Below are 22,048 nucleotides of genomic sequence, written 5' to 3' on the forward strand. Positions count from 1 at the left end.
ATCGCTTCAACGTGTGCCACGAAAAGGCACCTTAATCTGTAAAAGATGGAGGTACTGAACTACATCATTGATGAGGGAATCCATTGAGGGAATGAAAACCAGTATGGAGGTAAGACCCATATTCCACTGGAGCGAAAGTAGAATAAAAGGCCACTTCGTCATATGCTTCTTATCTTTCCTTCTTGAAAGAACCTTAGAATTTAAACTTAAAGAAAAAAATATAGAATATTCTCCTTGCAGAATAAAAGAAGCTCTAAATTCTATGAATTATTCCGAGATTAAATACAACAACGAGTTCATTTTTATAAAAATGAACTCAAAAGAATTATCCAATAAAATACTTAACGCTCTGCATATAAAGCCTTTCAAAAACCAAATCACTTTAAAAGAACTTTCCGCGCAGTTTTAAAATTTTAAACCGTTAAACTGTAGTGGTAAAAATGATGTGTCTTGCAATAGAAATGCCCTACCTCTATGGATTTTCTGGATGTGAGGTGTCAAAGTCAGGAAAAAAGGTTTTGTTGCGCTCGGTTTATCAACAAACATATTAAAAGCCGAAGTTGCAACAATTGCGGCACTTGCTCAGATAGAATTAATATTTAGATAGTCTTCCAGCCATCTAAAACTAGGTACTTGAAACCAAACACTTTATTAAGCTTAATGGTAAAATCCTCTTTGTCTTGCACAAACTTATCTACATAAACATCAATACCATCTATATTAAGCAAAATATACTTATCTGGGTTTTTGGGTGCGCCGATTGACACTTCAGGGATCGTTTTTACATCTATACATGTATTTGCGACATCATGGTAAGTTATGCTAACCTTTCCACCTTTTTTTAAGATATAATCTTTTGCTGAAGTGTCAATCTTCATAATACACACCCTAAAAATTAAATTTTTTCTACTTCTACGTCGGCTGCAAATGGCCGATACGTCTGTCTTTTTACAAGCCAGTTATACCATTTTAAGAATGAATCAAGAATAACGCCAATAGCAGTTAGCATAATCATAATTGTTAGAATAACAAGCAAAATTTTGCCCTTTGGTAGAAAATTGCCAACAATATTCAAATATGAAGCATACAACGTAGTTACAGACACGAAAGCAAAAGGTATAAATGTTATCCATGCGTATTGAGCCTTACCTAATTTTATCATAACGGTAGTTCCAATAGCTAGTGCCAATGAAGCAAGTAATTGGTTTGATGTTCCAAATAGTGGCCATATAGTAGAAATATCTCCACCATAAACTAGATATCCCCATACAAAAGATATAAGAGCGCTCGTTGTTATAATGCCTGGCCACCAATTTTTATCTTTAAAAGGTGCATATATGCCGCCAAACGCTTCTTGTAGTAAATACCTTCCAACGCGTGTCCCAGCATCCACTGTGGTTAATATAAACATTGCTTCAAAAAGAATTATAAAATGATACATATAAGACATAAGGCTTTCTAATACTGGTATCTTTGAGAATATAAAAGCCATACCCACAGCAAGCGACACTGCACCTCCTGGCCTTCCAGCTACGTTTTCGCCTACCATTGCCGATAAATTTGCTAAATCTACAGGATGCATACCAAGTTTTGCAAAAACAACGGGAGATACATTAATAGCAAAATAATCAGCAGGTATAAGACTTGTTGCCGCAATTAGAGCCATTATAGCTACAAAACCTTCAGCAAGCATAGCACCATACCCAATAGGTAAAATATCTCTTTCGTTTTCTATCATCTTTGGTGTTGTACCAGATGATATCAGCGCATGAAAACCGGATAAAGCACCACATGCAATGGTAATAAACACAAAAGGCCATACTTTGCCAGGCACAATAGGACCGCCACCGTGTATAAACTGTGTGACTGCAGGCATTTTTAGGGTTGGGTTAACAATAATTACACCAATGGCCAAAATAAGCATCACGCCAAGCTTCATATAGGTGCTCAAATAATCCCTTGGCACAAGCAGTATCCAAACGGGCAACACAGCAGCAATAAACCCATAGCTTACAATAATTACGGTCATTTGCTTTTTACTAAATGTAAGTGCGCTTGCTAGACTGCTATGTTGAATGTATGGGCCTACTACGACGCTTGCAATAAGCAATACTACGCCTATAATTGTAGCCTCTAAAACTTTACCTGGCCTAAACCATTTCATGTAAGCACCCATCAAAATTGCAATAGGGATTGTAGCACCGACAGTAAATGTACCCCATGGGCTTTTAAACAAAGCGTTTACAACAACTAAAGCGAGCCCTGCCAAAGCAGTTATTATTATAAATATAACAGCAATTGCAGTCAAAATACCGCTAAATGTGCCAATTTCTTTTTTTGCAATCTCGATTAAAGACAAACCATTATGCCTAACTGATGCAAACAGTATAACCATATCATGTACTGCGCCAGCAACAACTGCACCTATGAGAATCCACAAAGCACCAGGTAAATACCCAAACTGAGCTGCCAACACTGGTCCAACAAGTGGCCCAGCTCCGGCTATTGCTGCAAATTGATGGCCAAACAGCACCCATCTGTTTGTTGGAACATAATCATAACCATTTTCGAGTTTATAAGCAGGTGTCTTTCTGTGCGGATCAGTTATCAAAATCTTTGAAGCAATAAATGCACCATAAAACCGGTACGCTAGTGCGTACAATGCTACAGCTACTACTACCAATGCAATAGCACTCATAAATAAACCCCCCTTAGTGTTATTAATATTAACTTAAATAGTTTATTAAATTTTTGCAATATAAATACAACGAAAATAAGATTTTAGGGGATGAAAAGAAATATATCGAGTTGAAAATAAAAAAAGCAGTCCCAAAGTTAAACTTGGACTGCTTAAGAACTCAAAATTAATCTAATTCTTTAAATGTTTTGTAGATATTTTCAAACGCTGCTTCAAGCCATTCTTTGGCGTCGTCTATGTAAGATGAAACAACATCAGTATTGTCTTCATTGCTATTAAAATAGCTTTTTGATGCAAGGAGTGCAACAGTTGCCAATACAGCTGAATTAAAAAACTTAAACTTTTTAAATAATAACTTCTGTAATAAAGAAACTCCAACTAAAGTAGCACCCGCGATATAGAGCGATTTTGCATTTGTATCTTCTTGCTGGATTAAATCAATTGGAGCAACATAAAGACCGTATTCAGTTAAACTTTGTGCTCTTTCTAATATTAATTCCTTTTTTTCTTCATCAATTGATTTTGAATCAAGTGTAGATTTTAGCTCCAAAAACATTAAGTTCAAATTATTTTTTCCCCATTGATTAATTTCGTTTCTAATTTCTTCTAACAGCTGCTTTGTTGTAGCTTGCTGTTTTGCTTTTGCTTTTAAAGAAACAATAAAATCATTAAGCTTGTCTTTATATACATCAAATATTTCTTTCATTTAAAACTTCCTCCTTAATATCAGAGTTTGGTGAAACTTCTTTAAAAATTTGGCTCTCAAACCTATAAAACTTGCAATTTCTATCATTTATGCAATTATCATTTAGCGACGCCTTCCTACACACCTCCTTTAAAAATTTTTTTTTATCAAAACCCCACTCAACAGCAACTTGAGGTAATAATAAACCGCTTTTACCATAAGTATCGCACGTAACAAGCAAACCATCTCTGCCAATCTCGATTTGCTCCTCAAATGGTTTATTTTGATCAAGCAAAATCATTGGAGAGAGTATTGTAACTTCAAATACTATATTATCTAATTCTTTCGTACTAACACATTCAAACCTTGGATCTTCACAGGCGGCTTTTGTGCTGGCAGAAACACACAATTCTATTAACGGCCCAAATGCATAAGGATAGCCTATGCAACCCCTTAGATTTTCGCCAGGGAAAGTTGATAATGTTATAAATATACCCACAGTTTTGTTAAGATTTTCTGGGTAGGTATGTGGGATAGGTAGGTATTTTTTATTTTTTAAAAAATATTCAACTGATTGTCTTGCAAGTTTGACTAAGAATTTTCCTTCCTCTAAGCTAAACTTTGGCACGCTGTTCATCTACCACCTCTTGGCAACGCCTGCATAAGTGATTTTCGTTTTTTGAAACACTCTCATCAAACTTCCAACATCTATCGCATTTCTCGCCAATAGCTTTTGCTACTTTTACGTTTAAGTCTAAAGATTCATCAGTATAATCCACATAATAATTGTCAACTTTTTTATCAAAAACATGCGATACAATAAAAATATCGGCTAATTTTATGCGATCATCATATATGATACTATTTATCTCACTATTGTTTGAGCTTAAGTAAATACCTGCTTCTAGAGAGTTTCCTATATATTTTTGCTCACGGGCTAATTCTAAAGCTTTAAGTACAGCAAATCTTATTTTACTGATCAAGTTCCATTTTTTTATTAAATTTTCATTTTTGTATTTATCGATAATAGGCACAAAGTATTCCATATGGACACTTTCTTTTTCTGGCTTATTTAATTGATAGGCTTCCTCTGTCGTAAAAGACAAAATCGGCGCCAAAAACCTAATAAGCACATCTGCTATTTCTTTCATAGCAGTTTGGGCAGATAGACGTTTTTTAGAACTAATACTATCACAATACAGCGTATCTTTTAGCATATCTAAATAAAATGAACTAAGCGTATTTATGCAAAAATTTGTAATATTTTGGTAAATTAAATGAAATTCATAGTTTTCGTAAGCCTTAAAAAGTTTTTCTTTTAAGACTTCCAATGCCGCAAGTATCCATTTGTCCGTTTCTTCAAGATCTTCATATTTTAAACTAAGATTTTTTTCAAAATCATTCAGATTACCCAACAAAAATCTAATTGTATTGCGAATTTTCCTGTAACCTTCAATTAAGCGTGTCATAATTTCATTTGAAAGCTTTATATCTTCACGATAATCGGTAGCGCAAGTCCAAAGTCTTAAAATGTCAGCCCCATACTTTTCAATTACACTTTGGGGTGCAATTACATTGCCCAACGATTTACTCATTTTTCGTCCTCTTGCATCCACAACAAAACCATGCGTCAAAACACTCTTGTAAGGGGCTTTACCCAATGTGCCAACAGCTTCTAAAAGTGATGAATGAAACCACCCTCTATGCTGATCTGAGCCTTCTAGGTACATATCAGCAGGCCATTTTATTTTATCGTAAAGCACAGCTTTATGTGAAACACCAGAGTCAAACCAAACGTCAAGTATATCCTCAACTTTCTCAAACTCTTCGCTGCCACATTCACACTTGTAATTTTTTGGTAAAAAATATGAGTTATCTTTTTCAAACCATACGTCAGCACCAAACTGTTCTATGCTTTTTGCCGTAAAATCTAATACTTCCCTATCTTTTACTATTCTACCACACTTTTTGCACCTAAATAAAGCAATAGGTACACCCCATGCACGTTGCCTTGAAATGCACCAATCAGGTCTGTTTTCTACCATAGCATAAATTCTATTTTGACCCCATTTAGGTATCCACTGCACTTTTTTTATCTCATCTAAGGCCTTAACCCTTAAACTGTTTTTTTCCATCGATATAAACCACTGCTTTGTTGCTTTAAATATTACAGGTTTTTTGCACCTCCAGCAGTGTGGGTATGAGTGAACAATCTCTTCTTCTTTTAACAACATTCCTTTTTGTTTTAGCAATTCTATAATTTTTGGGTTAGCCTTAAATACATGTTCGCCAGCGAAATATTGTACATCTTCTGTAAATTTACCATCTTCGTCTACAGGTGAGTACACACTCAAATTATATTTAATCCCCACTTCATAATCTTCTTCACCATGACCTGGCGCAGTATGAACTAAACCCGTACCCATTTCCAGGTTCACATAATCAGACAAAATCATTTTTGAAACTCTATCGTAAAATGGATGAGCAAGTTCATATCCTTCTAATTCTTTACCCTTTATTTCTTTGATAATTTCTGAACCTTTTATCTCAAATTTTTCCATCAATTTATCGTACAACTCTTTGGCAACAAGCAAAACTTCTCTTTCTTTGACTTGAACAAATACATAATCAATGTCTGGCCCTACAGCAACTGCCAAATTAGCCGGCAATGTCCAGGGGGTAGTAGTCCAAATAACTGCACTTACAGCCTTGCCTAAAAACCTTTTATCTTTTGAACCAAGATCGTTTATGAAGTCAAACTTCACATATATCGCACTGGATTTATCCTCTTCGTATTCAATTTCTGCCAAAGCTAGCGAAGTTTTGCAAGACATACACCAATGCACAGGCTTTTTGCTCTCATATATATAGCCATTTTCTAAAAACTCCAATAGCTCCCTATAAATAGTAGCTTCATAACCATAATTCATTGTTAAATAAGGTTTATCCCACTGTCCCAAAACACCTAAACGTTTAAACTCGTCTCTTTGAATATCTATAAACCGCGTTGCATACTCTCTGCAGGCTTTTCTGGTTTTGGCTTTATCCATTGGACCATATTCTTTTTCGACATTATGCTCAATAGGTAACCCGTGACAATCCCAGCCAGGCACATATGGCGACAAATAACCCATCATTGTTTTGCTTTTTATTACCATGTCTTTTAAAATCTTATTTAATGCAGTGCCCATATGTATATGTCCGTTTGCATATGGTGGTCCATCATGCAATACAAACATTGTACTGTTGCTCCTAGATTCTAAAATTTTGTTATATATATCTTTGTCTTTCCAAAATTTTAAGATTTCTAATTCTTTGACTGGTAAATTCGCTTTCATTGAAAAAGAATTTTCAGGCAAGTTTAACGTATCTTTATAATCCATTTTCTTCCCCCCTAATGGTGGCTATAAATTTAGAGTTTAAACTCAAAAATACTTCCTTGATGAGCTTTTCTATATCTTGCTCGGTTAGTGTTTTATCTGGAGAATATAACTCTATCCTAAAATTTAAACTCTTTTTATTACCCATATCGTATATATCAATGAGATTGACTTTATATACAAAATCGAAATCACTTATAGTTTTTTTAATATCGCTTGTCACTTCATTTTTATCAACCACTATATTCAAGTCTCTAACCACTACCGGGAATTTTGGTAACGGCTTAAAATAAAAACTTCTAAACTTCTCAAAACCATCAATTAAAATTTCACCATACAAAATACTAGACTTTAAAAATTTAATATCAAAAACATCGTAAACATCAGGATGCACCTCTCCAAAAAAACCAATATAGTGATTATTATTATAAATAGCTAAAGATTTTTTGGGGTGCATAAACTGCAATTCTTGCACTCTAAACTCTATATTACATTCAAACAAGCCAAAAATACCCTCGAATAAACCTTTTATGTCGTAAAAATCAAACATATTTTTTTGCGTGTACCAGTTTAGTGGTTTAATACCATGCAACATTATGCCAAGTGAATTGTTTTCACTATTTAAATCAAAAATTTTACCAATCTCAAATAAAGCAATTGATTTTATATTGTGGTTTAGATTAAAAATCAAATTCTCCATCAAGCCCAAAAACAATGTGTTTCTCATGCAGTCTTGTTCTTGAGTTAAAGGGTTTTTTAGATACAAAATATTATCGGATCTGCCTAGCTTTGATAAAAGTGTACTATTTACAAAAGAATAATTTATCGTCTCATATAAGCCGCTTGATTTTAACGATTCTCTAACTAAATCCTTTTTATTTTTGATCGGATTACAACGCAAACTAACGCAAGGGTTTGTAGATGGTAATTTATCATACCCGTCAATCCTTGCAACTTCTTCTGCTATATCCTCCATATTTTCAATATCCATGCGGTATGTGGGTATTAATGCAATTAAATTAGGTTCTATTCCCTTTATATCAAAACCCAATTGATAAAACCTGCCCTTGTTATAACTTGAACCCAAAAAATCATTTATCTCATCGACATTAAACATTATTTCTTTTGGTTTTTGTTTGTTAATTTTTTTTGTTATACCAACTACATTTGCAGTTGCATACTGTTGTAATAAATCTATAGCATAATAAGTTGCATACTCGTTTAAGTTTGGATCAACACCACGCTCAAACCTGTATGAACTCTCAGAGCTCAATTTTAACTTTCTTGAAGTTTTCCTTATTCGTTCCGGGATAAAATAAGCACTCTCCAGAACAATATGCCTGGTATTTTCGTCTATTTGGCTGTATTTGCCTCCCATAATACCCGCTATTGCAATAGAGCGATTTTCATCTGATATAACAAGATCATCTTCTAGTTCATACTCAATATCGTTTAGAGCAACAATGCGCTCTTTTTTAAAAGCATTTCTTACAATAATTTTAGTTCCAATTTTGTCTTTATCAAATGCATGCATAGGCTGACCCAAAGCCAACATACAGTAATTTGTTATATCAACAACATTGTTTATGGGTCTTACACCGGATTTTATCAATTTTTGTCTTATATCAAAACAAGATGGCGCTATACTCACTTTTATATTACTTGCAATGTAACTTTGACAATCTTTATCTAAAGTTACGCTGAATTTATTGTCTTCTTTGATTATCTTGCATTCTTTAATTTTTAAGGGCTTATTGTAGTAAATTGAAACTTCTCTTGCTATACCTAAAATACTCAAACAATCCACTCTGTTTGGTGTAATGCTGATATCAAAAATAAAATCCTTAAATACACCTAAATCTTTTAGCTTAGTGCCAACATCAAATTCACTATCAAGAACAAATACATTGCTTGATGATTCTTCTAAGCCAAGTTCGCTTGCAGATAACAAAAAGCCCTCTGAGACAACGCTGTTAAATTTTCTTTCTTTTACTTTGCCCCTAAAGTCCGTCCCAGTTGCTGCTACACCAATTTTGTCGCCAATGTTGAGATGAGAGTCACTCGTTACTATATTTAACTGCTTTTCTCCTATATCAACAGCTAAAGTATAGAGGTTAATTTGGATAGGCTCTCTAGACAAAACCTTGCCAACAACACTATCACAACAAGCCTTTTTAGCATCAAAAACAGATTCTACCTCTAAGCCCGACAATGTAAGTTTATCTGCTAACTCATATGGGTTAACATCTATATCAACAAACTCTTTTAGCCAATTATAAGATACTTTCATACTAAACCTTTTGAATAAAATGAATTGCTAAATTGTTCTAAAAACCTCACGTCATTTTCAAACATCAATCTTATATTATCAATGCCATACTTTAGCATTGCAAATCTCTCTACACCAAGCCCAAAAGCAAAACCTCTAAAACCTTCGTAACCAACATTTTTTAAAACATTCCTATGAACCATCCCGCAACCCAATACTTCCAAATAGCCCGTATTTGAACACACTCTGCAACCTTTCCCACCACATATAACACAACCTATATCAACTTCAGCAGATGGCTCTGTAAAAGGAAAATAACTTGGTCTAAATCTTACTTTTGTTTGGCCAAAAAATTGATTCAAAAATACTTCCAAAATACCTTTTAAGTCAGAAAATCTAATCTTTTTATCTACAGCTAAACCTTCTATTTGGTGAAACATAGGAGAGTGCGTTAAATCTGAGTCCCGTCTGTAAACTCTGCCTGGAGCAATAAACATTAGAGGAGGTTTTTTCTTTAACATAGTTCTAACCTGCACACCGCTTGTTTGAGTGCGTAAGAGTCTATTTTCGTCAATATAAAAAGTATCCTGCATGTCTCGTGCTGGGTGGTTTTTGGGTATATTTAATAACTCAAAGTTGTATAAATCCAACTCAACCTCTGGTCCATCTTCTATACCAAAACCCATAGAAAAAAATATATCTGAAATCTCTTTTATTACGAGATTTATAGGGTGGATACTGCCAAGATTTGGAGTATTTCCATCCAAAAATAAATCAATTTCTTGGCTCAACTCCTGCTGTTTTTTGGCATTTTTAATTTCTTGCAATTTATTTTCAATTTTTTCCGTTACAAATTGCTTTAATTCATTTAAAGTTTTGCCCTTTTGTATCCTATCTTCTTGCGATAAGCTACTCAATTGCTTAAATAAATTTGTTATAAGACCATTTTTGCCTAAAAAGAAACTTTTTACTTGTTTGATATCTTCTTGTGATGTAACCTTTTTTAGTTTTTCATCCAATTGATCTAATATATCATACAACGGATGCCCCCAGACTTGCTACTTTATGCTCTAATTTTGTCTAAAAGCATCTTAAAGCTTTCAGGGTTATTAATTGCAAGTTCGCTTAACATTTTTCTGTTTAACAATATATTTTTTTGCTTTAGAAGGTTCATAAATTGACTGTATGTTAAGCCATTTTCTCTTACGGCTGCATTAATTCTGGCAATCCATAGTCTTCTAAATTGTCTTTTGCGTTCTTTTCTTCCAACGTAAGCATTTGCTAGAGCTCTTCTAACAGACTCTTCTGCATTTTTGAATGTAGAGCGTCTCCTTTGATAAAAACCTTTTGCTAATTTTAATATCTTTTTGTGTCTTCTTCTTCTCACAATTCCAGTTTTTACTCTCAATTTAAACCTCCAAGCATGATTTTAAGATTTCTTGCCATACCACCTTCTATAATGCGGGATTTTCCTAAACATCTTTTTCTTTTTGTAGATTTGTGAGCAAGTAAATGGCTTTTATTAGCTTTTCTTGCTTTTAATAAACCACGTGCTGTGATTTTAACTCTTTTGGCTGCTGATTTTTTAGTTTTAAGCTTCATTACAATATCCTCCACTTATTTTTTTGGTATAAAAGATACACTTAGCCTTCTTCCTTCAAATAATTCCTTACCTTCTAAAACTGCGTAATCTTGTAAATCAATTTTTAACCTATTAGACAAAACAAAAAATAGATTTTTTTTCTCTATCTCTCTACCTTTAAAAAATATACTAAATTTTACTTTATCGCCATCTTTCAAAAACTCTATAGCATTATTGAGTTTTACTTTGTAGTCATTTTCTGCTATATTGAGCCTCATTTTAAGCTCTTTAACTTTCATTATTTTTTGCTTTTTCTTGCTTTTTTCCTCTTTTTTCTGCTTATCGTATTTAAATTTTCCATAGTCCATTATTTTGCAGACAACTGGGTCGGCTGCTGGAGCTATTGCCACTAAATCTAGCTCTGCTTCACGAGCCTTTTCTAAAGCTTCCTTTATGCTTACTATACCTAATTGTTTGCCTTCCTGATCAATCAATCTAACCTTTTCAGCTTTAATGTGCTCATTAATTGGCGCCACATCGTTTTTGGAAACTATAAAACACCCCCTGCTTCACTTTTAACTATTTCTATAAACTCATTTACAGATCTAAAACCCAAGTCACCTATTTTTCTTTTTCTGATAGAAACGCCTTGCGATTCGTACTCCTTTTGACCCACTACTAAAATGTATGGTATCTTTTCTAATTCTGCAAAACGAACCTTTTTGGCAATTGTCTCGTTTCTTTTTTCTATATCTACCCTAATATCAGCATCTTTTAATTGTTTATACACTTTTGTTGCATAGTCTTCAAACTTTTCCGAAATAGGCACTACCCTTGCTTGAATTGGAGCAAGCCATAAAGGAAAATCACCTGCATAATTTTCTATTAAAACAGCAACAAAGCGCTCAATTGAACCAAGTATCACTCTGTGGACCATAACAGGCCTTTTGGGTAAGCCATCTTTGTCTATATATTCTAAATTAAATCTCTCAGGTAGTGTAAAATCGCACTGGATTGTAGCACACTGCCACTTTCTACCTATTGCATCTTTTAGCTTAACATCAATTTTTGGTCCATAAAAAGCACCGTCGCCTTCATTTATCTGATAAGGCCTTTTTGTATTTTCTAAAGCATTAATCAGCGCATTGGTTGCATTTTGCCAATCTTCGTCTGTGCCAATTGATTTTTCTGGTCTTGTTGATATTTCCATTTCATAATCAAAATTAAATATATCCATAGCATATTTCACAAAGTCCAATACGCCAATAATTTCATCATTGAGCTGTTCTTTTGTGCAAAAAATATGTGCATCATCCTGTGTAAACTCTCTAACCCTAAGCAAACCGTGCAGTACGCCGCTTTTTTCGTGCCTGTGCACTACACCTAACTCAAAAAACCTCTTTGGTAGTTCTTTGTAAGACCTTAAACGAGATTTATATACTTGAATATGCCCAAGGCAGTTCATTGGCTTTATACCAAACGAAACATTCTCGACTTCAGTAAAGTACATATTCTCTCTATAATTATCATAGTGACCACTAATTTTCCATAGTTGGGTTTTTAATAATTCCGGACCTTTAACAAACTCATATCCGCGATTAATATGTTCTTTTTTTTCAAATGTTTCAATAATTTCTCTAAGTATAGCCCCTTTTGGGTGCCATATAACAAAACCTGCGCCTACTTCATCGTTTATGCTAAATAAGTCGAGCTCTTTGCCTAGTTTTCTATGATCTCTTTTTTTTACTTCTTCTAGAAAATTCAAGTAATTTTCTAAATCTTCTTTTGTAGCAAATGCTGTGCCGTATATGCGCTGCATGCTGGGGCGTGTTTCATCTCCTCTAAAATAAGCACTTGCAACACTCAAAAGTTTAAAGTGTTTTAAATAACCAGTAGAAGGAATATGAGGACCCCTGCAAAAATCAACAAAATCTCCCTGTTGATAAAGACTTACCTGTTCATCTGGTATGCTTTCTATTATTTCAACCTTATACTCATCATTTTTTTCTTTAAAAAATTTCAACGCTTCTTGTTTGGAAGTATCTTTGCGCTTAAATGGATAATTTGCCCCAACAATTTTTTTCATTTGAGTTTCAACAGATTGTAAATCATCCTGCGTTAGAGGTCTGCCCACATCCACATCGTAATAAAAACCATTTTCTATTGCAGGACCGATAGCAAATTTTGCCTCTTTAAATAATGTTTGAATAGCTTCAGCCATAATATGAGCAGCCGAGTGTCGCAGTATTTCTAAGCCTTCTTGTGAGTTTATATCTATAAATTCTACATCGCTTTCTTTGTCTAAAGTATAGTTTAAGTCCAAAACTTTACCATTAACTTTGGCAGCTACTACATTTTTGAGTTTATGCTCTCGTGTAAAATCAAATAAATTTACACCACTTTCTACTTGCATCTTTACCTCTATATGGTGGGCGCAGGTGGTTTCGAACCACCGGCCACTTGCGCGTCAGGCAAGTACTCTTCCCCTGAGCTATGCGCCCAATTGAAAGTATTCATAGCATTTTATTTAAAAAATGTCAATTTACTTTTATGTTTGGCAAATCCTTCAAAGCTTCTTTAATCAAATTATCTGAAAATTCAATATCTTTAAGATTGCCAGATAGGTAATTATCATAGGCTGCCATATCAAAATGGCCATGACCGCTAAAGCAAATCAAAATATTCTTTTGTTTTTGCTCTTGTTTTGCAATAATGGCCTCATTAATTGCCGCTTTAATTGCGTGAGCTGTTTCTGGTGCTGGAATAATACCTTCTGTTTTTGCAAACAGTACTGCTGCTTCAAACACTTCGTTTTGTTTAAGCGTTGTAGCTTCGATTATGCCATCCTTGTAAAGTCTGCTAATAATAGGTGAGTCACCATGATAGCGCAATCCTCCAGCATGAATACTAGGTGGCATGAAATTATGCCCTAGCGTATACATAAATAGCAACGGCGTCATTTTGGCAGAATCTGCATAATCGTAGGCGTAGGCGCCTTTTGTGAGTGTTGGGCAACTTGCAGGCTCAACTGCAACTACCCTTAACTGCCTACCATTAATCTTGTCTCGCACAAAAGGCAAAGCGATACCACCTAAGTTACTACCGCCGCCACAGGGTGCCAATATAACATCAGGGTATTGGTTAATTAGCTCAAATTGCTTTTTTGCCTCCAAACCAATTATTGTCTGATGAAGCAATACATGGTTTAAAACACTTCCGAGCGTGTAGTGTGTATTTGGACTTTCCAGTGCTGCTTCTATGGCTTCACTTATAGCTATACCCAAAGAGCCATTATTGTTTGGATCTTTTCGTAAAATTTCTCTACCTACATTTGTAGTGTTTGACGGAGATGGAAATATCTGGGCACCCCACACATTTATCATTGATTTTCTATATGGTTTTTGCTCGTAGCTTACTTTTACCATATAAACTTTCACATTTAAGCCAAATATGCTACCTGCAAATGCCAGTGCACTTCCCCATTGGCCAGCACCCGTTTCTGTAGTTAAAGATAAGGTACCTTCTTTTTTGTTATAATAGGCCTGAGCTATTGCTGTATTTGGTTTATGAGAGCCAGCTGGCGATACTGATTCATTTTTATAGTAAATCCTTGCTGGCGTTTTCAGTGCTTTTTCTAAATTATAAGCCCTAACCAAAGGCGTAGGTCTATATATTGCATAAACTTCTCTAATTTCTTGAGGTATCTCTATCTCACTTTTATTGCTTAACTCTTGCTCAATAAGCTCTTTTGCAAATAGTCGCTCTAGATCCTGTGGCTTTAGCGGCTTGCCTGTAGCAGGATGCAATGGCGGATCTATCGGGTTTGGCAAATCAGGCAACACATTGTACCAATACTTTGGCATGTCTGATTCATTAAGTAAAACTTTTTTAACTTCCATCTACTCACTCCTCGCAAACTTATAATGAATTTATAACATTATTGTTAAAAAATTTCAATAGCTAAATAGCAATTAACCAAAAAAATATCTTCTAATAAACATAGAGCTATTCAAATTATACAAATGCCTTTTTGGATCTACTTGCTTAATATAATTCAATTCTTTTAGTTTTTTTATGTGCTTATATACGATTACTTTTGATAAACTTAAATCTTCTGCTATTACTTCTGGATCGCCTTTAATTAATAAGTTATCTGTAGGTATTTTTGAAGCTTCGTTAAAAAACCACCACAGTGTATTGAGCGCACCGCCTAATTCCTTTTCTTTTAGATCTTTTAATATTTGTATAATTGTGGATTTTGGTATATCAATATAGATTGTCATAGATACACCTACTTTTTACCCAGATAGGCTTCTACAATTTTTGGAGAAGATGATAGCTCATCTGCCGTGCCACTTAAAACAATTTTCCCAACTTCCAACACATAACCTCTATTTGCAAATTTTAATGCCGCTTTGGCATTTTGCTCAACCATAAGGATAGTAACCCCGTTGTTTCTAATTTGTTTTACTGTATCAAAAATAATTTTTGTCAAAGTAGGCGATAAACCTAAACTAGGCTCATCTAAAAGCAATAGTCTCGGCTTACTCATTAGCGCTCTACCTACAGCTAGCATCTGCTGCTCGCCGCCCGAAAGCGTACCCGCAAGCTGCTTTGATCTTTCCTTTAATCTAGGAAAAAGATTATAAATCCACTCAAGCGTACTTTTGTCAACTTCTTTTCTAGTATATGCACCAAGTATAAGGTTTTCATGCACTGTTAAAGTGCCAAATATCCTTCTGCCTTCTGGAGCGTGCGATATACCAAGATACACTATTTTGTGAGCTTCCATATGATCAATTCGCTTACCTTCAAATATAACTTCACCTTTTTTGGGCTTTACTAAACCACTAATAGTCCTAAGCGTGGTGGTTTTGCCTGCACCGTTTGCACCGATAAGTACAACTATTTCTCCTGCTTTAACATCAAAAGACAAGCCTTTTAGGGCTGCTACAGAACCATATGACACATTTAAATCTTTTATTTGTAAAATCGTATCCATTATTCACTTCCCAAATACGCTTCTATAACTTGTGGGTTTGATTGTATGTCCTTAGGAATGCCTTCTGCGATTTTTTCACCAAAGTTCATAACTATTATGTATTCTGCAAGACTCATCATCATATCCATATCATGTTCTATCAATAAAATCGTTATACCTATATCTTTAATTTGGTATATTAAATCAACAAGCTCTTGCGTTTCTTTGTTGTTTAAACCTGCTGCTGGCTCATCTAATATAAGCAACTTAGGCTCACTTGCAAGCGCTCTAGCTATTTCTATTTTTCTTTGTATACCATAGGGCAAACTCCCCACGATTGCACTAGTATATTCGCTAAGGTTCAATAAATCAATAAAGTACTTTACTTTTAGCCAGTTTTCTTTTTCATCCCTAAAATACTTTGGCGTCCTAATTAAGCTATCAAACCAGGTTTGACGACATTTTGAATGGCGACCTGCCATAATATTTTCTGCAACACTCATAGAAGGAAACAACCTTATGTTTTGAAATGTCCTTGCAATGCCTAATTTTGTTATAATATGCGGTTTTAAACCAGTAATATCTTTACCATTAAAATGTACACTCCCTTTGTCTGGTTTGTATATGCCTGTTATGCAGTTAAATACAGTGGTTTTGCCTGCACCATTTGGCCCAATTAAACCCAATATTTGATTTTCTTTTATTTCAAAACTCAGATTATTTATCGCAACAATACCCCCAAATGTTTTAAGAACATTATTCAATTGAAGTAACATATCTAACTCTTTCTAAATATATACTTTGGAAGTTTGCCAAACTTTACAGGCCATATACCCTGAGGACGCAGAATCATTGTTAAAATCATCGCTATGCCAAACACAAAGTACCTTGCTGTTGCGAACTCTCTAAAAAATTGAGGTACTACAAACATAACAAATGTACCCAACAGTATGCCAGGTATAGATGATGGTCCACCTACAATAACTATTGTAAAAAATAGCACAGACTGCGTAAAGTTAAATGTCTCTGGGCTAACAGCTGCATACTGCACAGCAAAAATCACACCTGCTAAGCTAGCTAAACCAGCTCCTAGAGCAAATGCTAAAACTTTATAAAACCTTTTGTTTACACCAAAGCTTTCTGCAGCAATCTCGCTTTCTCTTAAATAATGAAACGCTCTTCCCAGTTTACTTTTATCGATATTGTATATAATTAACATTGTAACAAGCAAAATAAGCCATGCAAAATAATATATTGCTTTTTGACTTGCAATGTTTATGCCAAATATCATTGGCGTCCCAATACCGAAAATACCATTTGGCCCGCCTGTTAAGCCAAATACATTATTTTGCAAAGCTTGGTAAAAAATTATATTAAACCCAATCGTAGCAACAAGTAAATAATCACCCCTTAAGTGAATAATAGGCCATGATATAATAATACCGAATAAAGCAGATAACGCTATTGCTATTGGTATAGTATACATAATTGGAATATTGTATGTAGTATTTAGTATTGCTGCAGTGTAGGCACCTATGCCAAAAAAAGTGGCATGACCCATATCAAACATACCCGCTTTACCCAAAACTATATCTTGACTGAGCGCTACAACTGAATATAGAGCAAATGTTGTTCCAATATCCACCCAAGAAGGATCAACAAAATGAGGATAGATAATTGCGATAACAAAAAAAATACCATACCATACAAAACTTTTTTTCATCAAACTTTCTCCGCTACTCTTTCACCTAAAATACCTGTGGGCTTTATAATCAAAATTATTATTAAAAGTACAAATGTTAAAGCTTCAGACCAACCATTTGATACATAGCCTGCAATAAGCACATTAAAAATTCCAAGCAACATACCTCCAAGCATAGCACCAGGAATGTTGCCAATACCACCAATTATTGCAGCAATAAACGCATTAAGCCCGTAAATCCAGCCCATTTGAAAATAAAGCTCACGGTAATAAATGCCTATGAAAAGACCGCCAATAGAGCCCAAAAAAGAACCAAGTGCAAATATGGCTATTATTATGCCATTGACATTTATGCCCATCAATTTTGCAGCATCTTGGTCTATTGCGCTTGCCCTAATTGCGGCACCAATTTTAGTCTTGTTAATAAATATATACAAAGCCAGCATTAAAATAACAGAAAGTAACAGTATAGCAATTTGGGTTGAGTTAATAACAACGCCGCTTATATGCCAACTCGCACTTGGAAACACATTAGATGGAAAAACCTTGATATTTGGACCCCAGATCAACATAATACCGTTTTCTATCGCAAGCGACGCACCTAGCGCGGATACAACAGCACTAAGTCTGGGCGCTCTTCTAAGTGGCCTATAAGCTAACCTTTCTAGAAGAACACCAAATAAAGAAATAAACAAAGCGCTAACAACAAACATCAAAATAATAGCCCATAAATTAGTTATATGCATGCCAAAGGCTTGCATTAGTACGGTCAAACCTATATAGGCCGCAAGGGCCACAAGGTCACCATGCGCAAAGTTGATAAGCTTCATCACGCCATACACCATGGTGTAACCTATGGCCACAAGGGCATAAATACTTCCTATAGCTAAACCATTTACAATCTGCTGTAGAAAAATTTCCATAGTTAGTCTTCTTTGTATACCACTTTGTATTGGTTATTGTTGTAAATTTCGTAAGCCATAAACCTGCTGCCAGCCCTTTCGCCATCTTTTGTAAATGTTATTGGTCCGGTAATACCTTGGAAATTTTTCAAATTATGCAAAAATGCTGCCAATTTTTTTGTATCTGTAGTTTTGGTTTTTTCTATTGCATACATAATTGCCCTTAAACCATCTGCATTAAATAGTGTCCAGATACTTGGTGGCATCATGTGGTATCGTGCCTGATAATCCCTTAAAAACTCTTTTGCTAAAGGATATGGTAGTATATCCGGTCTTGGCACATTAATCATGTAAACACCGTTTGAAGCTTTTCCTGCTAATTTAAAGAACTCTGGGTTATCATTTGAGTCACCGCCAACAAAAGCAGCCTTCATGCCCAGTGAAACTTCTTGAGCTCTAATTAAGCCGCCATCTGTATAGTAACCACTAAAATAGATAACATCTGGATTCATAGATTTGATTTTTGTCAAGATTGGTGTAAAGTTTTGTGAACCAGCTTGAATCTTTCCTCTGTAAATTACATTTCCACCTATTTTCTTTAAAGTTGCCTCTGTAGCATTAGCTAGGTCTGTAGCATAAGTTGAATAATCCGATAAAACAACTATTCTTTTGAAATGTTTGTCTTTAACTAAAAAATCTGCTGTGAATGTGGCCTCTGCACTGTTTGGACATGAGTTTCTAAAAAATGTCCAGTAACCATGTTTTGTTAAAGAATCAGCGGTTGCATCGCTTGTTTGCAAAACACCTGCTCTAGCATAAATTGGCTCGGCTGATTCTGCTGGTGTAGATGAATAAGTGCCTATTACTGCTACAACACCATCATTTACCAGTTTCCTTGCACAAATTGCACCACCTACCGCTGTGCCTTCATCATCACACGTTACAACTTCCAATTTTTTGCCCAATAAACCACCTTTTGCATTTTGCTGCGCCACAAGCATTTTAACTGCGTTATCAATACCTTGACCTTCATTTGCAAAAGAACCCGTAATTGGTGCTTGAACACCAATTTTAATTACACCCGCTGCAAAAACACTGCTTGAAACAAAAACAAAGGCAAGCGAAACTACCACCCATAACAGGTTTTTTAGTTTCATAAAAACCCCCTTAAAAATAAATTTTCCACATTTAACTTATACCACTAAATTTACTAAATATCACAAATTAATTTAATAGTCAAGTAGTTTTAAATATTTTTTATAACTTACTTGACTTAGTAAAATTTAGTGTATATAATATTAGAAAATTGAACTTTGTGGAGGTTAAAATGAAAAACTGTAAAGTTAAAGTACCTCAAACTCTAAATGAGCCAGTTTATAATTATGAGGTAGGATCAAGTCACAGGCAATTATTAAAGGATGCTATAAAAAAAATTAAATCGGACAAAATTGAGATACCTTTAATTATTGGTGGTAAAGAGTATAAAACTAACAACAAGGTAGAGATTCGCTCGCCGCACGATCACAGTGAACTGCTTGGTTACTACTATAAAGCATCAAAAGACGAGATAGCTTTAGCAATAAATGAAAACCTTAAGGCAGCAAAGGTCTGGAGCAAGTTTGATTTTTCTGAGCGTGCGGCAATTTTTCTAAAAGCAGCGGAACTGCTTAGCACTAAGTATAGATACATAATAAATGCTGCTACAATGATTTCTATAAGCAAGAGCGCATTTCAGGCAGAAATTGACTCAGCGTGCGAGCTAACTGATTTTTTACGTTTTAATGTTCAATATATGCAGCAAATTTACGAGGACCAGCCTTACTCTCCAAAAGGTATATGGAATATAATGCAGTATAGGCCACTTGAGGGCTTTGTCTTTGCAGCACCTCCGTTTAACTTTGTATCAATATCGGGTAATTTGCCTACAGCACCAGCCATTATGGGTAATGTAACCATTTTTAAGCCTGCATCTAGCTCTGTGTATGCACCGCATATTTTCATGCAAGTATTAAAGGAAGCAGGCTTACCAGATGGCGTAATAAACTTTTTACCCGCTCAAGGCTCTCAAATTGGTGAATATATTTTCTCTAACCCATATTTTGCGGGCTTGCACTTTACAGGCTCAGTTGAGACATTTCACAATATGTGGTCTAACATTGCAAAAAATATACCGCTTTATAAAACCTACCCTCGAATAGTTGGCGAAACAGGTGGAAAAGATTTTATATTTGCCCATCAAAGTACAGACAAAAAAGCTCTAATTACTTCAATAGTAAGAGGCGCTTTTGAGTATCAGGGTCAAAAATGCTCTGCAGTCTCAAGGGTATACTTACCAAAAAGCCTCTACAACGAAATTAAAGACGATTTATTACATGAAATAGATAAAATCAAAATGGGCAGCCCAGAAGACTTTAGAAACTTTATGAATGCTGTAATAGACAAAGAAGCGTTTGAAAAAATCTCTTCATACATTGATTATGCTAAAAACTCTAGCCAAGCTACTATTTTAAAAGGCGGCAAATGCGACAACTCTATAGGCTACTTCATAGAGCCAACTGTGATTTTAACAGATAACCCACAATTCAAAACAATTACGGAAGAAATCTTTGGACCCGTTGTAACGCTTTATCTATACGATGATGCTAAATATGAAGAAACACTCAAGCTGTGTGATCAAACAAGCCCATATGGTTTAACAGGTGCTATTTTTGCTCAAGATAGAGCTGCAATAAACCTTGCAATGGAAAAACTAGAGCAAGCAGCTGGTAATTTTTACATAAATGATAAACCCACAGGTGCGGTAGTTGGCCAGCAACCATTTGGCGGCGCAAGAGCAAGCGGTACAAATGATAAAGCAGGCAGTCTGTTAAATTTAATTAGATGGACAAGCGCAAGGGCCATAAAAGAAAACTTTAACCCGACCCAAGCGTTTGAGTATCCTTTTATGATGGAGGAATGATGTCTTTATTTCATACAATCGTATCAAATACTATTGATTATGTACCATCGAATGTTGTTTCCATCTTTGCAAAAAAATACATTGCAGGTGCATATTTAGAAGATGCGCTAAACCTTACCAAAGCTTTTAATCAAGACGACATCATGAGTACAATTGATGTGCTCGGAGAAGATGTAAAAAAAATTGAAGAGGCAAGTTTTTATAAAAATGAGTGTATTAAAGTGCTAGAAGAGATTAAATCTAACCACTTAAATGCCAATTTATCACTAAAACCTACGCAGATGGGGTTTGCTCTAAGCAAATCCCTAGGGTTTGATAATATTAGAGAAATTGTAAAAAGAGCTTATGATCTTGATAATTTTGTGCGCATTGACATGGAAAACTCCCCGTATACGACAGATACAGTAGAAATGTACAAGCAACTTAGAAAAGAATTTGGTCAGCATGTAGGTACAGTACTGCAAGCGTATATGCGCAGAACTATAGACGATATTGAATATCTATCCGATGATAAAATGAATATAAGACTCTGTAAGGGTATATACATAGAATCAGAAAAAATTGCCTATAAAAAAAGAGATATCATAGTCGAAAATTATAAATACTGTTTAGAAGAGCTATTTAAGAAAAAAGCCTATGTTGGTATTGCTACTCATGATGAAAAGCTAGTGTTTCATGCAATGAAGCTAATAAAAGACTACAACCTACATGCAAACGAATATGAATTTCAAATGCTTTTAGGAGTTGGTGAAAATCTAAAGCAGTTTATCTTAGATAAAAATCACAGACTTAGAATCTACGTGCCATACGGCATACAGTGGCTTGCATACGCAAAGCGCAGATTAAAAGAAAACCCAAACATAATTAAAGCAGCTTTGCATTTAGAATAA

21 protein-coding genes and 1 tRNA gene are annotated in these 22,048 nt (G+C 34.9%); 3 read left to right on the forward strand and 19 right to left on the reverse strand.

Annotated elements, in window-relative coordinates; genetic code table 11:
• The first annotated feature begins 91 nt into the window (after positions 1 to 91).
• Positions 92 to 409 carry a hypothetical protein gene (locus tag DESAMIL20_RS07275; RefSeq protein WP_143340260.1) on the forward strand — a complete coding sequence of 106 codons (318 nt, stop codon included), beginning with the start codon at positions 92 to 94 and terminating at the stop codon, positions 407 to 409.
• Between the two features lie 190 nt (positions 410 to 599).
• Here the strand turns inward: DESAMIL20_RS07275 and DESAMIL20_RS07280 are convergent, their stop codons facing one another.
• From DESAMIL20_RS07280 to DESAMIL20_RS07370, 19 genes are all read right to left on the reverse strand, one after another.
• Positions 600 to 878: a CC/Se motif family (seleno)protein gene (locus DESAMIL20_RS07280; protein WP_204218582.1), complete on the reverse strand. Its 279-nt coding sequence runs from the start codon at positions 876 to 878 to the stop codon at positions 600 to 602.
• 17 nt (positions 879 to 895) lie between these two features.
• Complete coding sequence (locus tag DESAMIL20_RS07285) at positions 896 to 2,698, reverse strand: carbon starvation CstA family protein (protein WP_086034179.1); 1,803 nt, start codon at positions 2,696 to 2,698, stop codon at positions 896 to 898.
• A 166-nt stretch (positions 2,699 to 2,864) separates the two neighbouring features.
• The gene (locus tag DESAMIL20_RS07290; protein WP_086034180.1) at positions 2,865 to 3,404 is read right to left on the reverse strand and encodes a hypothetical protein; all 540 of its coding nucleotides are present in this window, start codon (positions 3,402 to 3,404) and stop codon (positions 2,865 to 2,867) included.
• The gene (locus DESAMIL20_RS07295; RefSeq protein WP_086034181.1) at positions 3,388 to 4,020 is read right to left on the reverse strand and encodes a TIGR00296 family protein; all 633 of its coding nucleotides are present in this window, start codon (positions 4,018 to 4,020) and stop codon (positions 3,388 to 3,390) included. Before DESAMIL20_RS07295 ends, DESAMIL20_RS07290 begins: the two co-directional genes overlap by 17 nt.
• Positions 3,998 to 6,766, reverse strand: a complete 2,769-nt coding sequence (gene ileS / locus DESAMIL20_RS07300) for an isoleucine--tRNA ligase (RefSeq protein WP_086034182.1) — start codon at positions 6,764 to 6,766, stop codon at positions 3,998 to 4,000. Before ileS ends, DESAMIL20_RS07295 begins: the two co-directional genes overlap by 23 nt.
• A complete protein-coding gene (gene pheT / locus DESAMIL20_RS07305; RefSeq protein WP_086034183.1) occupies positions 6,756 to 9,053 on the reverse strand; it encodes a phenylalanine--tRNA ligase subunit beta in 2,298 nt (765 codons plus the stop codon). The genes ileS and pheT overlap by 11 nt, the downstream gene beginning before the upstream one ends.
• The gene (gene pheS / locus DESAMIL20_RS07310; protein ID WP_086034184.1) at positions 9,050 to 10,072 is read right to left on the reverse strand and encodes a phenylalanine--tRNA ligase subunit alpha; all 1,023 of its coding nucleotides are present in this window, start codon (positions 10,070 to 10,072) and stop codon (positions 9,050 to 9,052) included. The genes pheT and pheS overlap by 4 nt, the downstream gene beginning before the upstream one ends.
• A gap of 23 nt (positions 10,073 to 10,095) precedes the next feature.
• Positions 10,096 to 10,440 (reverse strand): 50S ribosomal protein L20, encoded by a 345-nt coding sequence (gene rplT / locus DESAMIL20_RS07315; protein ID WP_086034185.1) that lies wholly within the window; start codon positions 10,438 to 10,440, stop codon positions 10,096 to 10,098.
• Positions 10,437 to 10,634, reverse strand: coding sequence for a 50S ribosomal protein L35 (gene rpmI, locus DESAMIL20_RS07320; protein ID WP_086034186.1), 198 nt, complete (start codon positions 10,632 to 10,634; stop codon positions 10,437 to 10,439). The genes rplT and rpmI overlap by 4 nt, the downstream gene beginning before the upstream one ends.
• Positions 10,635 to 10,649: 15 nt before the next feature.
• On the reverse strand, positions 10,650 to 11,150 hold the full coding sequence (gene infC / locus DESAMIL20_RS07325; protein ID WP_239393423.1) for a translation initiation factor IF-3: 501 nt from the start codon (positions 11,148 to 11,150) through the stop codon (positions 10,650 to 10,652).
• A 14-nt stretch (positions 11,151 to 11,164) separates the two neighbouring features.
• Positions 11,165 to 13,027: a threonine--tRNA ligase gene (thrS, locus tag DESAMIL20_RS07330; RefSeq protein ID WP_086034188.1), complete on the reverse strand. Its 1,863-nt coding sequence runs from the start codon at positions 13,025 to 13,027 to the stop codon at positions 11,165 to 11,167.
• 13 nt (positions 13,028 to 13,040) lie between these two features.
• Positions 13,041 to 13,115 (reverse strand) — tRNA-Val (locus tag DESAMIL20_RS07335).
• A 36-nt stretch (positions 13,116 to 13,151) separates the two neighbouring features.
• Entirely contained in the window at positions 13,152 to 14,513 is a 1,362-nt protein-coding gene (locus DESAMIL20_RS07340) for a TrpB-like pyridoxal phosphate-dependent enzyme (protein ID WP_086034189.1), read from the reverse strand.
• A gap of 72 nt (positions 14,514 to 14,585) precedes the next feature.
• Positions 14,586 to 14,897: a winged helix-turn-helix domain-containing protein gene (locus tag DESAMIL20_RS07345; RefSeq protein WP_086034190.1), complete on the reverse strand. Its 312-nt coding sequence runs from the start codon at positions 14,895 to 14,897 to the stop codon at positions 14,586 to 14,588.
• An 8-nt stretch (positions 14,898 to 14,905) separates the two neighbouring features.
• On the reverse strand, positions 14,906 to 15,616 hold the full coding sequence (locus DESAMIL20_RS07350) for an ABC transporter ATP-binding protein (RefSeq protein ID WP_086034191.1): 711 nt from the start codon (positions 15,614 to 15,616) through the stop codon (positions 14,906 to 14,908).
• The gene (locus DESAMIL20_RS07355) at positions 15,616 to 16,371 is read right to left on the reverse strand and encodes an ABC transporter ATP-binding protein (RefSeq protein WP_086034192.1); all 756 of its coding nucleotides are present in this window, start codon (positions 16,369 to 16,371) and stop codon (positions 15,616 to 15,618) included. The genes DESAMIL20_RS07350 and DESAMIL20_RS07355 overlap by 1 nt, the downstream gene beginning before the upstream one ends.
• 2 nt (positions 16,372 to 16,373) lie before the next feature.
• Positions 16,374 to 17,318: a branched-chain amino acid ABC transporter permease gene (locus tag DESAMIL20_RS07360; RefSeq protein WP_086034193.1), complete on the reverse strand. Its 945-nt coding sequence runs from the start codon at positions 17,316 to 17,318 to the stop codon at positions 16,374 to 16,376.
• The gene (locus DESAMIL20_RS07365; RefSeq protein WP_086034194.1) at positions 17,318 to 18,220 is read right to left on the reverse strand and encodes a branched-chain amino acid ABC transporter permease; all 903 of its coding nucleotides are present in this window, start codon (positions 18,218 to 18,220) and stop codon (positions 17,318 to 17,320) included. Before DESAMIL20_RS07365 ends, DESAMIL20_RS07360 begins: the two co-directional genes overlap by 1 nt.
• Positions 18,221 to 18,222: 2 nt before the next feature.
• Positions 18,223 to 19,356 (reverse strand): branched-chain amino acid ABC transporter substrate-binding protein, encoded by a 1,134-nt coding sequence (locus tag DESAMIL20_RS07370; RefSeq protein WP_086034195.1) that lies wholly within the window; start codon positions 19,354 to 19,356, stop codon positions 18,223 to 18,225.
• Between the two features lie 170 nt (positions 19,357 to 19,526).
• Here DESAMIL20_RS07370 and pruA point away from each other — a divergent pair, with 170 nt between their 5' ends.
• Both pruA and DESAMIL20_RS07380 read left to right on the forward strand, forming a co-directional pair.
• Positions 19,527 to 21,158: an L-glutamate gamma-semialdehyde dehydrogenase gene (gene pruA, locus DESAMIL20_RS07375; protein ID WP_086034196.1), complete on the forward strand. Its 1,632-nt coding sequence runs from the start codon at positions 19,527 to 19,529 to the stop codon at positions 21,156 to 21,158.
• On the forward strand, positions 21,158 to 22,048 hold the full coding sequence (locus DESAMIL20_RS07380) for a proline dehydrogenase family protein (RefSeq protein WP_086034197.1): 891 nt from the start codon (positions 21,158 to 21,160) through the stop codon (positions 22,046 to 22,048). The genes pruA and DESAMIL20_RS07380 overlap by 1 nt, the downstream gene beginning before the upstream one ends.

It is taken from the genome of Desulfurella amilsii (assembly GCF_002119425.1).
Lineage (GTDB): Bacteria > Campylobacterota_A > Desulfurellia > Desulfurellales > Desulfurellaceae > Desulfurella > Desulfurella amilsii.

Excerpts from the sequence above, each read along its gene's own strand:
- DESAMIL20_RS07275 (WP_143340260.1), top strand. The coding sequence starts at position 92 with ATGAAAACCAGTATGGAGGTAAGACCCATATTCCACTGGAGCGAAAGT.
- DESAMIL20_RS07280 (WP_204218582.1), bottom strand. The coding sequence starts at position 878 with ATGAAGATTGACACTTCAGCAAAAGATTATATCTTAAAAAAAGGTGGA.
- DESAMIL20_RS07285 (WP_086034179.1), bottom strand. The coding sequence starts at position 2,698 with ATGAGTGCTATTGCATTGGTAGTAGTAGCTGTAGCATTGTACGCACTA.
- DESAMIL20_RS07290 (WP_086034180.1), bottom strand. The coding sequence starts at position 3,404 with ATGAAAGAAATATTTGATGTATATAAAGACAAGCTTAATGATTTTATT.
- DESAMIL20_RS07295 (WP_086034181.1), bottom strand. The coding sequence starts at position 4,020 with ATGAACAGCGTGCCAAAGTTTAGCTTAGAGGAAGGAAAATTCTTAGTC.
- ileS (WP_086034182.1), bottom strand. The coding sequence starts at position 6,766 with ATGGATTATAAAGATACGTTAAACTTGCCTGAAAATTCTTTTTCAATG.
- pheT (WP_086034183.1), bottom strand. The coding sequence starts at position 9,053 with ATGAAAGTATCTTATAATTGGCTAAAAGAGTTTGTTGATATAGATGTT.
- rpmI (WP_086034186.1), bottom strand. The coding sequence starts at position 10,634 with ATGAAGCTTAAAACTAAAAAATCAGCAGCCAAAAGAGTTAAAATCACA.
- thrS (WP_086034188.1), bottom strand. The coding sequence starts at position 13,027 with ATGCAAGTAGAAAGTGGTGTAAATTTATTTGATTTTACACGAGAGCAT.
- DESAMIL20_RS07340 (WP_086034189.1), bottom strand. The coding sequence starts at position 14,513 with ATGGAAGTTAAAAAAGTTTTACTTAATGAATCAGACATGCCAAAGTAT.
- DESAMIL20_RS07345 (WP_086034190.1), bottom strand. The coding sequence starts at position 14,897 with ATGACAATCTATATTGATATACCAAAATCCACAATTATACAAATATTA.
- DESAMIL20_RS07350 (WP_086034191.1), bottom strand. The coding sequence starts at position 15,616 with ATGGATACGATTTTACAAATAAAAGATTTAAATGTGTCATATGGTTCT.
- DESAMIL20_RS07355 (WP_086034192.1), bottom strand. The coding sequence starts at position 16,371 with ATGTTACTTCAATTGAATAATGTTCTTAAAACATTTGGGGGTATTGTT.
- DESAMIL20_RS07360 (WP_086034193.1), bottom strand. The coding sequence starts at position 17,318 with ATGAAAAAAAGTTTTGTATGGTATGGTATTTTTTTTGTTATCGCAATT.
- DESAMIL20_RS07365 (WP_086034194.1), bottom strand. The coding sequence starts at position 18,220 with ATGGAAATTTTTCTACAGCAGATTGTAAATGGTTTAGCTATAGGAAGT.
- DESAMIL20_RS07370 (WP_086034195.1), bottom strand. The coding sequence starts at position 19,356 with ATGAAACTAAAAAACCTGTTATGGGTGGTAGTTTCGCTTGCCTTTGTT.
- pruA (WP_086034196.1), top strand. The coding sequence starts at position 19,527 with ATGAAAAACTGTAAAGTTAAAGTACCTCAAACTCTAAATGAGCCAGTT.
- DESAMIL20_RS07380 (WP_086034197.1), top strand. The coding sequence starts at position 21,158 with ATGTCTTTATTTCATACAATCGTATCAAATACTATTGATTATGTACCA.